The following is a 13,816-nucleotide window of genomic DNA, read 5'->3' as shown; positions in this document are numbered from 1 at the left end:
AGGCATAACTTAAAACAACTGTGTTTAAGGAATTATTATGATTTATGAAGCTTCTCTTGTGGCTTTATGGGCCTTCTTTTGCGGTATAGATAAGTATGATGTTGCGCTAAACATTCACAGGCCACTCATTACAGGCCCTGTTGTTGGGTTGATTATGGGTGATATGCAAGTCGGTTTGATTGCAGGCGCTACGCTGGAACTTGCATGGTTAGGGTTAGTTCCTAATGCAGGGGCTCAGCCACCAGATGTCACATTAGGGACTATAGCGGCCGTTGCTTTTGCCATCATGACTAATCAATCACCTGCAGTTGCGATGGGGATTGGGATGCCTATCGCAGTGCTAATGCAAATGATCATTATCGGTTTCTTCGCCATGACTGCATTTACTATGGGTAAAGCAGACCGTTATGCAGAAAAAGCCGATGCATCGGGTATTTCTCGACTGTTGATAGCCACTATTACTGTTCGTTCATTACTGTATTCCATTGTTGCATTCGTCACGGTTTATTTTGGTGAACATGCTGCGGAATGGATAGATCAAAACACGCCAAAAGTATTGCTAGAAGGTTTAGGTATTGGCGCGAAAATGGTACCAGCAATTGGCTTTGCTATGTTGTTAAAAATCATGTGGTCAAAAGAAGTGGCGGGCGTGTTCTTCGTTGGATTTGTTATGACAACTTACTTGAAGCTTCCCATCATGGCGGTAGCAATACTTGGCGCATCCGCAGCAGCACTGTATTACTTCTTCAGCGGTAACAGTAACAACAATAACTCACAGAAAAATGAGGATTTTGAAGATGGTATCTGATAACAAAGCAATCGAACAAACGAAAAACCTCCCTGTTGAGTCCTATGTTGATGGTGTTGATGAGTATCAGGATACAACGGTTCGTAAGGTAATAACGAAAGGCGATCTTTGGAAATGTGCGTTTCGTGGTTTATTTATGGAAGGTAATTTTAACTTCGAACGCATGCAAGGTGGTGGATTTGCTTTTTCAATTATCCCTGCTTTGCGCAAAATCCATGGAAACAACAAGCGGGACTATGCGACATCACTAAAAAACCATCTGCAATTTTTCAATGCGAGTCCAAAGTTGTTTACGTTTTTGCTCGGCACAGCGGTTGCTATGGAGGAAAACAAAGAGAAGCCTTCAACGGTCAACGTGATGAAAGTTGCAGGTATGGGGCCTACTGGTGGGATTGGTGATGCTATCGACCACATGACATTAATGCCATTGACGTTAGCATTAGGCGCTTCTATTGCAATGGAAGGGTCTATTGCAGGGCCGTTTGTCTTTTTCTTTCTCTATCAAATAATCCACTTCTTTGTGTATTTCGGTTTGATGTTTATGGGCTATCGCGCAGGTACAGCTGCGATGGTCAATATGAGTGATGCGACTGAAAAATTAGCGAAAGCCGCCAACATTATGGGGATTTTTGTTATCGGTGCGTTATCCGCTACTTTCATAAAGGTGCAAACAACGGCCTCGATTGAATTAGGTGGCAAGGTTGTTGAGCTGCAAAGTGCATTATTCGACAAAATTATGCCGAATTTACTACCGCTAGGCTTGGTTTTCCTGATGTTCAAAATGGTCAAGGGCACAGGCTTTTGGGCTAAACCTCCTGTACTTATTTTTTCAATGTTGGCATTCGGTGTGATTGGTCACGTATTGGGTGTTCTGTAAGTAAGTTAGATATTTGCGGGCAAATGGGTTTGCCCGCTTAGGAGTATACGAATGATTGGTTTGATTATTTCGGGTCACCTCAATTTTGCAAGTGGTATGGCATCGGCAGTAAAAGCTATCGCAGGTGAACAGGAGAATATGGTGTTTATTGATTTCATTGAATCAATATCGCCCGATGAATTAGAGCAGCAAATGCGTGCCGCTATTCAATCGATGTCTTGTGAGCAAGTTGTTTTCCTCACCGACCTTCCGGGTGGCACTCCATGTAATCGTGCCATGGCAATTATGATGGAAAACCCCTCTGTTGAAGTCTTAGCTGGCGTCAACCTTCCTATGATTGTTAATGCTGCATTTGAACGTGAAGATACCACCGCCAGTGAGTTACTGTCGGTTCTGAGAGAGATTGGTATGACAAGTATCCAAGACCTCCGTGAGCAGCTTGCTATGTCGTCTGAACCTGAAAATGAAGAAGATGGTTTATGAACCAGCAATATGCAATTTTAGCGGATAGGACGTTCACTCCAGAGGGCATCCGTTACCAGCAGTATGTGGTGATAAATGATGGCATTGTACAGGAAGTTACGAATATCGCGCCTGAAAACTGCCCGATTATCCATCTTAAAGACCGCAGTTTGCTACCCGGATTCGTCGATATTCATATTCATGGACGAGCCGGCTGTGATGTGATGGATGCAAGTCAATCTGCTTTGCAAACTATCTCAGATGAATTAGTCCAAACGGGAGTTGTGGCGTGGGTTGGCACGACGGTCACAGCCCCAATGGATGATATCCAGCAAGCGTTAACCAGCATCCGAGACTTTACCTCCAAACCACAAACATCCGGTGCACAACTGCTAGGAAGCTTCCTTGAAGGCCCTTATTTCACAGAAAGGCATCGTGGGTCGCATCCAGTGAAATACCTTAAAGCGCCTACAGTTGCTGAGCTTGATGAGCTTTATCGATGTGCAGAAGGTTCTTTACTGCGTGTTGCTATAGCCCCTGAAGCCGAAGGCGCCACTTCAGCTATTGATTGGCTTGTTGAACATAAAATTAAAACCAGTGTTGCACATACTGCGGCGGATTATGAGCAGACTAGCCAAGCTTTTGCGCGTGGCGCAGATTGTGGCGTGCATCTTTATAACGGGATGACGGGGTTACATCACCGTGAACCTGGCTGCTGTGGTGCCGTGTTATATCACAATGTACTCGCTGAATTGATAGCCGATGGTATTCATGTCCACCCTGTCATGATGGAACTGGCTTATCGCCTAAAAGGTTACCAACAGATTGCATTGATTACTGATTGCATGCGGGCAGGGGGGCTCCCTGATGGTGACTACGCACTTGGCGCACAAATGGTCAAAGTCACGAATGGCCAAGCTCGAACTGTCGATGGTTCTTTAGCGGGGAGTACATGTAGCTTGGATAGTGCATTGCGCAATATGGTGCGCTTAGCTCACATACCTGAATGGGAAGCCGTTCAGATGGCAACCGCAATACCGGCTGAATATCTCGGTATTAGCGAGCAATTTGGTTATATCCGTAAAGGTGCTCAAGCCAATTTTGCTGTTGTTGATAACAATTTTTATTTAACAGACACATTCATCAGAGGTGAACACGTTCACTCTGTATTCGGGAAAGCCGATCACTAAGATGGTTAACCCATCAGTAAATTTATGAGGTATTTATAATGGAAATTCGTCAACCAATTCACAGTGAGCATGCTAAAACGCTCGATACCGAAGGGTTACGTCAACAGTTTCTGATTGAGGATCTGTTCCGTGAAGGGGAAATGAATCTCACTTATAGCCATATCGACCGTATTATTGTCGGTGGTATTGTTCCAACAAGTGCGCCATTAGCGTTAATGGCGGGGAAAGCCTTAGGTGTTGATTTTTTTCTAGAAAGGCGTGAATTAGGCGCAATCAATATTGGTGGGGCAGGTAAAGTTATTATCGATGGCGATGTGTTTGAGATAGCCCCGCGTGAAGCCATTTATATTGGTATGGGGACTCGAACAGTTGAATTTATGAGTATTGATGCGAAAGAACCTGCTCGTTTTTATATCAATTGTGCACCGGCTCACCATGCTTATCCAAGCCGTAAAATTACGATTGACCAAGCATCGCCTGAGAAACTGGGTAATGCTGAAAACTGCAATGTCCGTACTATTTATAAATTTTTGCACCCGTCAATCCTACCAACATGTCAGTTATCAATGGGGATGACGGTATTAGAGCCGGGAAGTTTGTGGAATACCATGCCATGTCATACCCATGAGCGCCGTATGGAAGTTTATCTGTATTTCGATATGAAAGAAGATAATGTGGTTTTCCACTATATGGGTGAACCAACAGAAACTCGCCATATTGTGGTCCGCAACGAACAAGCGGTGATTAGCCCTAGCTGGTCGATTCACTCCGGTGTAGGTACCGCGGCTTATACCTTTATCTGGGGCATGGTTGGGGAAAATCAAGTTTTCCATGATATGGACCATGTCGCAATGAAAGATCTGAAATAGTTACTCCTTTCACTCTTTTTTTTTCTTATACAGTAAAACGATGTGGGATATTCCCACATCGTTAGAGGAACTCATCATGAATTTATTTGATTTAACTGGGAAAGTTGCCATCGTTACGGGGTGTAACACTGGGTTAGGGCAAGGTATGGCTATTGGTTTGGCACAAGCAGGAGCTGATATTGTTGGGGTTGGTGTACAAGATGCACCTGAAACACGACAGCAGATAGAAGCATTAGGGCGCAAATTTCATTACATTACCATGAACTTAATGGAACAATCAGGCTTACAAGATTTAGTTGACGAAGCAGTATCGGCAATGGGTCATATTGATATATTAGTTAATAATGCGGGAATTATTCGCCGTGAAGACTTATTAGAGTTTAGTGAAAAAGATTGGGATGATGTGATCAACATTAACCAAAAAACATTATTCTTCCTATCACAACGCGTTGCCCGTCAGTTTGTAAAACAAGGCAATGGTGGCAAAATCATTAATATTGCGTCAATGCTATCTTTCCAAGGTGGTATTCGGGTGCCATCTTATACGGCCAGTAAGTCCGCGGTAATGGGGCTGACTCGCGCACTGGCAACAGAGTTATCTCAATATAATATTAATGTTAATGCCATTGCACCTGGTTATATGGCAACAGATAATACGGCGGCACTGCGCGCTGATGCGGCTCGTAATGCAGCAATCGTGGAGCGCATACCTGCCGGCCGTTGGGGAACTCCAGATGATCTCGCAGGGCCTGCTATTTTCTTAGCTTCAAAAGCCAGTGACTATATTAATGGTTATACCATTGCGGTAGATGGTGGATGGTTGGCCCGTTAATCCATCAGGAGAATAAGAATGGAACAATCATTATTACCTCAATCGCTACAACGAAATACTGTTTTGCAGGATATGAAACGAGTATACCGTTTTCAGTCTGCGAATCAGGTACGTAGTGTGATCCGCCGTAGTGGAAAAACCCGTTTTATTAAAGATACGGATTGGGAGCGTGGCGTTCTGTGGTCTTGTGTTGCTGCGGCATGGCAAGCGACACAAGATAAGGAATACCTTGATGGTGTGATGAATTACACACTTCATACCGGGTTTCGCCCAGGCCCTAATGCACGCTTTGCGGATGACCATGTTTGTACGCAAGCTTATTTAGTGGCGAGTAGCCAATTTTTACAACCGGAAGTTCTTGAGCCAACGATTAAAGCGTTTGATTTGATGTTAGCAGAGCCCAAAGCGGGTCGCGAAGATTGGTGGTGGTGTGATGCCTTATTTATGGCGCCCCCAGCATTTGCCGCGCTTTCGGCAAAAATAAAAGATGTACGTTATTTAAACTACATGAATCAAGCTTATTGGGATGCAATTGAGCATTTACGCGATATTGAGACTGGGCTTGTTTATCGTGATTATCGTTATATCCCAGATGGCCAAGGTAGTGAGCTACGTGAGGCGAATGGCGAGAAAGTGTTTTGGAGCAGAGGGATCGGTTGGGTTATCGCATCAATTCCTCGGATTTTACCACACTTACCGAGTGACCATCCCGATCGTCAACGTTATATTGATTTGTTTACAGAATTATTGGCTGCAATCATTCCTTATCAGCAAGAAGATGGTTTTTGGCGTACGAGTTTGCTTGACCCACAAAGTTTCCCGGCGCCTGAAAGTAGTGCGGCAGCGTTATTTTGTTATGGAATAGCATGGGGAATTAATCATAATATTTTAGATGAAAAGACTTTCTACCCAGTATTAGAAAAGGCTTGGGTCGCATTACGCGGCTGTATTCACCCTAATGGTATGTTAGGTTATGTACAATTACCTGCATTTAACCCGAGAGATGTTAATTTTGAACATAATATGGATTATGGTGCGGGAGCTTATTTATTAGCGGGTAGTGAAGTTATCAATTTATTTTGTTAGGTTATAAATTCATTTAGCATTGCTCATTGTTATTACTTTTTAATACTATATTTGTTATTTCACCGGTTATGTTGTTAGTAATAAAACATAACCGGTTTTTTTTATTGTTATTATTGTAGAATGTAGGGTGCTCAATGTTTTTTTAAATAAAAAGACCTATTCAATATTTCAGAAATAGGTCTTAATGTTTTTAGATTAATAATAACCGCTGCTTAATTACCAAGTATATTGAATACCAACGCGGAAACGGGTTTGACGGTCGCTTGAGAAACGATTTTCTTTCACGTTACCTACTTCAACAAATGGTCGCCATAATGCGCCATCATCAGCTTTAATATCATAACGTAGGCGCACGTTATGTTGATAATCAAATTTCTTATTGTTATACATAGGTTGTGCGTTATCAGCCATTTCCCACATTAAGTCTAATTGATATTGTAAGTCTAAATTATTCCATTTATAACCAATCCAGCTATCAAATTCTTGAACTTTAGAGTGGTAGTTGCTGCCGTTTTCACCAACTTGCCCATAATCCCAAACCTTCCATTTATAACGACCTTGTAAGCGAATACCGTTATCAAACGTATAGTTTAAGCGGACGTAAGGAACATAAACTAGACCGAGCTTATCAAAATCAAGAGATGCACCAACAAGGCCAACGAGGTTTGGATTGAGTTTTTTATAATAAAATGCAGAAAACTCAGAACCATCAATTTTCATTGCATCATATGCGCCATCTTTATTTCCATAGCGAGCATCTAACTCAAAGCCAATATTTTTCCCAGTATCCAAAAAGGCTTTAATACGGTCGCCACTTTTCCCAGAAGCATCTAAATATTGATGACGGTATTCAATTGTCGTTTTATAGTTATTAGCGAGTGCATATTGTGAAGAAACTGCAAATAATACGGCACTAGTGATAAATAGTTTTTTCATTATCTTTATTCCAAGCTGTATGCTTTAAGCATGATGGTAGTAGTTCCCTGTTTTATTAGAGAATTTATTGTTTTATTTTTTATGAAATTGCCACCTAAGGAGAGGTGGCAAATTAATATTAATTATTTAGTTTCACATTCTGTGACTTTTTTGTTTAATTTATTTGTTGTTGCTGTAATAAATTCACTTGGTCTCCAAGAATCACCTGTCTTTTCTAACCAAGGAACTAGCTCTTCTTTAATTAATTTATCGATAAGCGGTTTATTCTCATCAGCGACATTTTTCATTTGATAAGGGTCATTTACGTTATCGTAAAGAGTATATTTCAGAGGCTGGCCATCTTGGCGATCAATAACTAATGTATGGGTTTTAGTTCTTACCCCCCGTTTACCAAATGAAGGTTCGCCATAAGGAATAAACAGGTATAGCTGTGAATTAGCGGTATCGCCTTCACCTGTTGCTATACGCTCCGCTAAATTACTCCCTTCAACTGAGCCGGGGATCCAGTGTTCTAACCCTAGTAGCCCTAATATTGTTGGGTATATATCTGGCGCAGACATCAATGCATCATCTTGTCCTACTTTGATTTTTCCGGGTAAACGGAACATCATTGGTACGCGCATAGACTCTTCATAAGGGTTGTTCTTAGTTGCCTGCCCATTAGCACCAAGACAACTACCATGGTCAGAGAAAAAGACGACTAACGTATTGTCTGCAAGACCTTGTTTTTCTAGTTCGTCAACGATGCGACCAAATTGGTCGTCAACGCCGTTTACCATCGCTAAATACTCTTTAAAGTATTGGGGACCATAGCCTTCTTGATATTCAGTATCCCATTTTACATTTGGTCTGGTATTAAGTTCTTGTGAGGTTTTTCCTTTGTAAGCGTCTAAATATTTTTGTGGCACTTGGTCATAAGGGGAGTGAGGAGGGTTCATGGAAACCACTAAAGCAAATGGCTTCGATGTATCTCGGTATTTACCCTCTTCATTGCGTAGAAATTTGATAGCCATATCAGCTTCATGTTCAGGCCCCCACTGGTCGACATAAATTGGCTTCTCACGTGGTGTATCATTTCCCCAATACATAGGCTTCATATGTAGGTCATAAGTGCCATAGGAGTACCAAAAATCAAAGCCATGGCGGCGATCAGGTGCTGCCCATTCATTCCAATAACGGCCTTCCATCGGGTTATTATAACTTTCAATAAAAGGGGCATAAGGTGCATCCAAATGCCATTTTCCAATATAGCCTGTACTATAATCGAGTGATTTCAATACATCGGACCAACATTTCGAATAAGGAGATAAATCAATACCGACCTTACCGCCATAGTCATGAGCATTACCTGTTATGCCGTTACGAACAGGATATTGACCTGTCATAAACATGCCGCGAAATGGTGAACATAATGGGTAGTTAGACGCCATTTGTGTCATTACTTTAGCTTGTTTGGCAAACTTATTTAGGTTAGGTGTAATCGAAGGATCTTCTCCCATAAATTGCAATGCATGTGCACGCATTTCATCTGGGAAAATGATCAATAAATTTGGAGCATTATCAGGACGGGCTGGCATGCCATTAGAAGGTTTCCCTGAGTTGGCTAAAATGGGACTAGAAACCGACATTGCTGCACCGCTGGCTGCTAATCCTTTGATAAAGCTTCTGCGCGAAACAGTCATTGCTTCTTCCTCTTTGTTTACGTTTTCTTTCGTTTTGTGTTTTTATATATTATTTATACTTTTGCATAATATCAAAAAGTAAGTGATCGAAAATGTCGAAATTGAAGTCATGATCACAAAAAATGACCAATCGAAAGCTACTGTGATTTGTTTCGAAAGAAAAACAAAATAGTGTAAGTGTGGTGATTTATATTCATCTATATGATTTAGAACTGTTAATTGATATTTTGTGATAAGGGTTGCAAATTTTACATTTTTACTTTCATTTGGCATAAGGTGAGCTTTTTATTTTTCATTTGCTTTCATTGGTTCTGGTGAGGGGAGTATGAGGTGTGTTTATTCAAGGTTATAGAGACTAAATAACGCCTAGGTGATCGAGAATAATAAGTAAAGATGGCTTTGGCTTACTGTCGAATCATGATGCGTTTTAGAATAAGAGAAATAATAGAGCGGTAAGGTATATCAGGTCTTTGATAAAAAGATTGATACTTGAGTTAAGGCGTTTAAATAAGTTAAGGATATCCGTTACATATTAATACGGGTATCCTTTTATGATAAATAACTAACCAATATTAAAATTGTGCATTTAATCCTAAGCGTAATGTGCGCCCAGGCGCTGGCATCATACTACGAGTCAATGGGTCGATATAATAACGGTCAGTTAAATTGGTAACTAAAAACTCAACATTGATGTTTTTATCTATTTGGTAGCGAGCGTAGGCATCGGCGGTTAATGTTGGAGTCCAGTGCATAGGGCTATTATTCGCCATTGAATAACTACCGGGGTAACGCTGCATCATTTTCTTTTCATCTTTATTTTGCACGCTGCTGGTGTAACGTAAACGAGTTCCTACTTCAAGGCTTTCATCCATAAAACGCATCCCAAGGTTCGAGTTAATCGCATATTTGGGCTGTAACTGCGTTCTCAAGAAGCCGCCGGGAAATCCAGCTGTTGTACATTGGGAAATATTATATTGATTACCAATGTCTACTTTTGCAGGCTCGGAGTCATCGCAAACTTCATTTTTCAAGCGGTAATCAATACCTATATCCATAAATACCCCGCCATTATCATAACGAGCGAGGGCTTCAATCCCTGCGGTTTTATGTTCTTTTACTTGAATAAAGTTAAGGCGACCATCACGGTCAAACGCATTTTCGATTACAGTGTGGTAGTAACCTATTTTTATATCTGCATGGCGTTCAGCGCCTAATAAGCTTTGAAGGTTACGAGAATAGCCAAATTCCATGGTTTTAGCTCGTTCTGGTTTAAAAACCATTTTTTCTTTGCGGGCTTCACTTGAGCCTGCAAAGCCGATACTGTTTTCAAAAATACTTGGTAAACGTATTGTTTCGATATAGCGTGCATAAACTCGGTCATTATCCGATAACCAGATATTTGCACCAAAAGCAGGGGCCCAGCCATGACTTTTTTGTTTGCCGGGAAACTGCCATTTTTCTTCCTCTGTGAGTTTTCGCTTAAGTTCGCTTGCTGGATGTTCATACGCTTTATTATAAACAAACACTTCCTTACCTGTGACGGGGTCAATTGCGCGTGCTTGTGGATCGATAGTGCCATTGTGGAAAGGGTTCGTTTTTGTTGTGTAACGACCATCTTTATCCGATTTCCAGTCAGTACGGAAACTGACGTCTAAAACGCCATTTTCGTTTGGTCGCTGAGGGTCTTTTCTCTCGGTGATATAAACATGGTAATCTGCATCATCAAGCCCTAATACCTCAGTTAAAATTTGTTTATTACGATAAGAACCGCCAAAGGGTTGATAACCTTTAGCGACGGCTTTGTCATATTCTTCTTGTGTCAAAATTCGGTTGTAGTTGATCCTTCTAGCAAGGCGTTCATCAGGGTTTTGAAAACCATTGGCGCGTTTTCTCATTTGCTCTTTTAAGTAATCATCTTCTGTCCAACCATCAATATATTTTGCGCCTGCATCAAGCTCTAACCATGTTGTTGGCCTATAGTTAAAGTTAAAAGCAATGGTTGTCTCTTGCCGATGCCCTTTTCGGGGGAGAGCAATAAAGGGGCTAGCTGATTGGGAGGGGGGCACATCATTAGAGTCTAATTTTTCTTTAAGCATTGACCCGCGTAGCGTTAAGTCCAGATCTGGTGTAAGTGCCATTGTATTTCGCAAGTTGAAACCGATGCGGTCATTTTCAGAGTTTGTTGCGGCAGTATTAATTAAAGAACCGTCAATATTAGGGTCTTTACCGTTTCCATAGCCGTATTCAAACCCCCAATCACGTTCTTTAGGTTCACGAGGGTAACCCCCTGAGGTATTTGTATCACCAACAGAGTGTGTCATCCAGATATTGGCATTTAGATCAATCCATGGATTGTCATCAGGTTTCCATGCATATTCTGCATTATAGGCATTTACCGTAAAGTGGGTTAATGGCCATTGAGGAAGCACTTGTTTCCCTTCAATTTCTTTAAAGCCGATACGCGAAGGCATAATTTCACCATAGGTACTTTCGCTGCGCCTAAAACTTAAATGTAATGTTTGGTTTTCAGTGAGATACAAATTTGTTTTAACTAAATAAGATTCTAATTCATTAGATGTATTTGTGACCTCTTTCCCGGGACCATATATTTTGGCTGCGAAAGGGAGGTATGGGTCTGGGCCTAGCTGCTGTTGCACTGTTTGTTGTTCGTTGAGCTGAATTGCTTCTTGGTAGCGATGAGCGCCTTTTTTGCCAGCAAAATAGTTGCCTTGTCGGCGGTATGCATAGGCCGCCATAACATCAAATTTTTCTTGGCGGGTACCTACTGCTATTCTCCCACCGTTATCTTTAAAATTGAAAAATTGCGCATTACCGCGAGATTTTGGGGTGATATTAACGACGGGGTCTGAAAAAACATAGTTATTGTTTTTATAGATCTCAGGGTGATCTCGATAATCGCTACCATATCCAAAGTTTGGTACTCGTTCTCGTGTCGAGTTACTACTGGTTTCTAGCTTTAAACTAAAGCCAAATTTTTCATCGGGGGCGACAACATCATCTATTCCTATAGTTCTAATTGCTATCCCACCACCAACGGATGTTTTGATATCGCTAACCAGTGAACCACTTTTTTCAATATCAATACTGCTAATGAGGTTAGGGTCTACATAATTACGGTTATTGGCGCCATTATAACCACGATAGACGGTTAAAGATTGTTCTGTGCCATCGACTGTGACGGGGACGCGCTCTTGACCTTGAATACCTCGGACATTAGGGTCTAATGCACCACTATTACGCGCATCGCCACTGTATACACCAATTGCACTATTTAGTACGTCAGCGGTGCTGGTTCCTTTATAGCGTTCAACTAGATCTTTACCTAAATATACCTTAGAACCCTTGGCATCATATTGATCATCGTAGCCTTGTTGGTCTCGTTCCTTGATGGTTTTTGCGGAATCCTGAACAGTAATAGTGCCAATATGTTCTTTCTTTTCCGCTTGAGTCGTTGCTGGGAAAAAGAGGGTGGTAATAATTGCAGTAGTAATAGGTTTTAATTTGTATTTGTACATTTTGTTTTTCTCTATGCCATAACACTTAAAAGCGGGTTTCTAACCCAACTGAAACCTCGTGCTGATGGTAGGAATAGATCCCATCTGCCGAGCTTTTATTATTTCGAAAGCGGTAACTGGTATAAGGCGTGAAGGTCAGTAGTGTGTAATTTGGAAAATTTAATCGCGCAAAATACATAGTTTCACGGTCATGACGCTTAACATTTAGCAAATAGTTGAAGGCACCAAATTGGCTTTCTCGATAAGTTGCTAATGCTAAGAAATGAATATCGGGTGTTAATACCGTATAAAAGCCAGCCCGTGCGCCAAGTTGGTCATAGTTGTCACTGCGAACTTCAGTGGTTACGCGAGTGGCATCAGCACCTAAAAATATGGAACTATTAGGTGTAATACCGTAAATCCCCGTCATATGAAGTGCTGTTCGCGAGCCATCAGCGCTGTCATAGGGTTTCTGATAATGAAGTTGTTGATAATCAGCTGAAGTTGTCAGGATCACTTGAGGGGTGAATTGATAATCTGCGTCTATTCGTCCCCCCATTCCTAAATATCGACGCTTTTCATTGACGGTTTTTAGTTCGAGTTGCGGGCCCAAAGATACGGTTGTATTTGCATTATTAAAGCGATATAAGGCAGCGAAAGATGAGGTGTTTTCACTATACTCAGCATAATGTGGATAGCGATCACCATAGGATGTTCCCTTGATTTGAAGGGAATGGTTTCCTGTTATTGGGATAATTTTACTGAGGCTAGCATCATAAGTAAGCCCTGAAGACGCGATTGGGTTGGCCATTTTCCATGTGCCGCCCGGTGTTTGCCAAACTTTATTTTTATTAGGGGCTTGATTAATATTACTGTTGTATTTATATCCAAAAGATAAACTTCCTGTCCAAGCCGTACGGTTTTCAATCGCGCCAATAAACTGTTGAATAGTTTGTTGAACCCCAGCAGGCAAAGCGAGGGTCTCATCGTTAATTAGGCTTTGGAATAACGCTAATGATTCTTTATTTTGGTTGTCTTCAAAATAGGCACGAGCCAATTCCAACTTGACTCGTAGAAATTGGGGGGATAACGCTAATATCTGTTGATAATACGCAATGGCCTGAGGGTAGTGATTTTGCGATTTTTCTATTTCGGCTTTAGCAAATAAAATTAATAACGGATCAGCGTCAGACAAAGCCTGATAGCGTTTTAATAAACGCTGTACATCCTGAAATTGCCGATGGTTAATGGCTAAATAAATTGCTTGCCCTAAATCTTGGGCATTGTTTCTCAGCGTGTAAGTTTTACCGCTAAGATTAATAGACATGTCATCAGGGAGTAACTGTTGGTCTTTGCCGGGAACAACGGCGCTTTTATCACGATAGTTTTGTTTGTCTTTCTGCCATAATAATTGTTCTCGGTCTGTATCCAGACTTGCTGAGAATGTAGGGAAAGAAAGTACTAATATAGTTGTGACGGAAAAAAGTAAAAAATATTGCATAGGTTGTTTTCGGCATTAAAGGTAGGCAGCCAACTGTCAATCATGCTTTGTTGACCAC

General features: G+C 41.3%; 11 protein-coding genes. 7 read left to right on the top strand and 4 right to left on the bottom strand.

What is annotated here, in order from left to right:
- Positions 1-37: 37 nt before the first annotated feature.
- The 7 genes from agaW to RB151_RS15700 all read left to right on the top strand — a co-directional run bounded on the left by agaW (position 38) and on the right by RB151_RS15700 (position 6,124).
- Positions 38-808: a PTS N-acetylgalactosamine transporter subunit IIC gene (gene agaW / locus RB151_RS15730; protein ID WP_042845280.1), complete on the top strand. Its 771-nt coding sequence runs from the start codon at positions 38-40 to the stop codon at positions 806-808.
- A complete protein-coding gene (locus tag RB151_RS15725; RefSeq protein ID WP_042845278.1) occupies positions 798-1,685 on the top strand; it encodes a PTS system mannose/fructose/sorbose family transporter subunit IID in 888 nt (295 codons plus the stop codon). The genes agaW and RB151_RS15725 overlap by 11 nt, the downstream gene beginning before the upstream one ends.
- A 51-nt stretch (positions 1,686-1,736) precedes the next feature.
- The gene (gene agaF / locus RB151_RS15720) at positions 1,737-2,168 is read left to right on the top strand and encodes a PTS galactosamine/N-acetylgalactosamine transporter subunit IIA (protein WP_048608013.1); all 432 of its coding nucleotides are present in this window, start codon (positions 1,737-1,739) and stop codon (positions 2,166-2,168) included.
- Complete coding sequence (gene nagA / locus RB151_RS15715) at positions 2,165-3,337, top strand: N-acetylglucosamine-6-phosphate deacetylase (RefSeq protein ID WP_042845274.1); 1,173 nt, start codon at positions 2,165-2,167, stop codon at positions 3,335-3,337. The genes agaF and nagA overlap by 4 nt, the downstream gene beginning before the upstream one ends.
- A gap of 38 nt (positions 3,338-3,375) precedes the next feature.
- The gene (kduI, locus tag RB151_RS15710; protein WP_042845272.1) at positions 3,376-4,206 is read left to right on the top strand and encodes a 5-dehydro-4-deoxy-D-glucuronate isomerase; all 831 of its coding nucleotides are present in this window, start codon (positions 3,376-3,378) and stop codon (positions 4,204-4,206) included.
- Between the two features lie 76 nt (positions 4,207-4,282).
- Complete coding sequence (gene kduD / locus RB151_RS15705) at positions 4,283-5,038, top strand: 2-dehydro-3-deoxy-D-gluconate 5-dehydrogenase KduD (protein WP_042845271.1); 756 nt, start codon at positions 4,283-4,285, stop codon at positions 5,036-5,038.
- 18 nt (positions 5,039-5,056) lie between these two features.
- On the top strand, positions 5,057-6,124 hold the full coding sequence (locus RB151_RS15700) for a glycoside hydrolase family 88/105 protein (RefSeq protein WP_042845268.1): 1,068 nt from the start codon (positions 5,057-5,059) through the stop codon (positions 6,122-6,124).
- A 216-nt stretch (positions 6,125-6,340) separates the two neighbouring features.
- Here the strand turns inward: RB151_RS15700 and RB151_RS15695 are convergent, their stop codons facing one another.
- The 4 genes from RB151_RS15695 to RB151_RS15680 all read right to left on the bottom strand — a co-directional run bounded on the left by RB151_RS15695 (position 6,341) and on the right by RB151_RS15680 (position 13,758).
- On the bottom strand, positions 6,341-7,060 hold the full coding sequence (locus tag RB151_RS15695; RefSeq protein ID WP_042845267.1) for an oligogalacturonate-specific porin KdgM family protein: 720 nt from the start codon (positions 7,058-7,060) through the stop codon (positions 6,341-6,343).
- 122 nt (positions 7,061-7,182) lie between these two features.
- On the bottom strand, positions 7,183-8,742 hold the full coding sequence (locus RB151_RS15690) for a sulfatase-like hydrolase/transferase (RefSeq protein ID WP_048608009.1): 1,560 nt from the start codon (positions 8,740-8,742) through the stop codon (positions 7,183-7,185).
- Between the two features lie 572 nt (positions 8,743-9,314).
- Complete coding sequence (locus RB151_RS15685) at positions 9,315-12,278, bottom strand: TonB-dependent receptor plug domain-containing protein (RefSeq protein ID WP_071548310.1); 2,964 nt, start codon at positions 12,276-12,278, stop codon at positions 9,315-9,317.
- Positions 12,279-12,303: 25 nt separating this feature from the next.
- Complete coding sequence (locus tag RB151_RS15680) at positions 12,304-13,758, bottom strand: porin family protein (protein ID WP_071548309.1); 1,455 nt, start codon at positions 13,756-13,758, stop codon at positions 12,304-12,306.
- Between the last annotated feature and the right edge of the window lie 58 nt (positions 13,759-13,816).

It is taken from the genome of Providencia rettgeri (genome assembly GCF_001874625.1).
Classification (GTDB): domain Bacteria; phylum Pseudomonadota; class Gammaproteobacteria; order Enterobacterales; family Enterobacteriaceae; genus Providencia; species Providencia huashanensis.
This window is presented reverse-complemented; position numbering and strand designations above follow the sequence as displayed.

Coding starts and splice junctions, on each gene's coding strand:
- RB151_RS15700 (WP_042845268.1), top strand. CDS start 5,057: ATGGAACAATCATTATTACCTCAATCGCTACAACGAAATACTGTTTTG.
- agaF (WP_048608013.1), top strand. CDS start 1,737: ATGATTGGTTTGATTATTTCGGGTCACCTCAATTTTGCAAGTGGTATG.
- kduD (WP_042845271.1), top strand. CDS start 4,283: ATGAATTTATTTGATTTAACTGGGAAAGTTGCCATCGTTACGGGGTGT.
- RB151_RS15695 (WP_042845267.1), bottom strand. CDS start 7,060: ATGAAAAAACTATTTATCACTAGTGCCGTATTATTTGCAGTTTCTTCA.
- RB151_RS15690 (WP_048608009.1), bottom strand. CDS start 8,742: ATGACTGTTTCGCGCAGAAGCTTTATCAAAGGATTAGCAGCCAGCGGT.
- RB151_RS15725 (WP_042845278.1), top strand. CDS start 798: ATGGTATCTGATAACAAAGCAATCGAACAAACGAAAAACCTCCCTGTT.
- kduI (WP_042845272.1), top strand. CDS start 3,376: ATGGAAATTCGTCAACCAATTCACAGTGAGCATGCTAAAACGCTCGAT.
- RB151_RS15685 (WP_071548310.1), bottom strand. CDS start 12,278: ATGTACAAATACAAATTAAAACCTATTACTACTGCAATTATTACCACC.
- nagA (WP_042845274.1), top strand. CDS start 2,165: ATGAACCAGCAATATGCAATTTTAGCGGATAGGACGTTCACTCCAGAG.
- agaW (WP_042845280.1), top strand. CDS start 38: ATGATTTATGAAGCTTCTCTTGTGGCTTTATGGGCCTTCTTTTGCGGT.
- RB151_RS15680 (WP_071548309.1), bottom strand. CDS start 13,758: ATGCAATATTTTTTACTTTTTTCCGTCACAACTATATTAGTACTTTCT.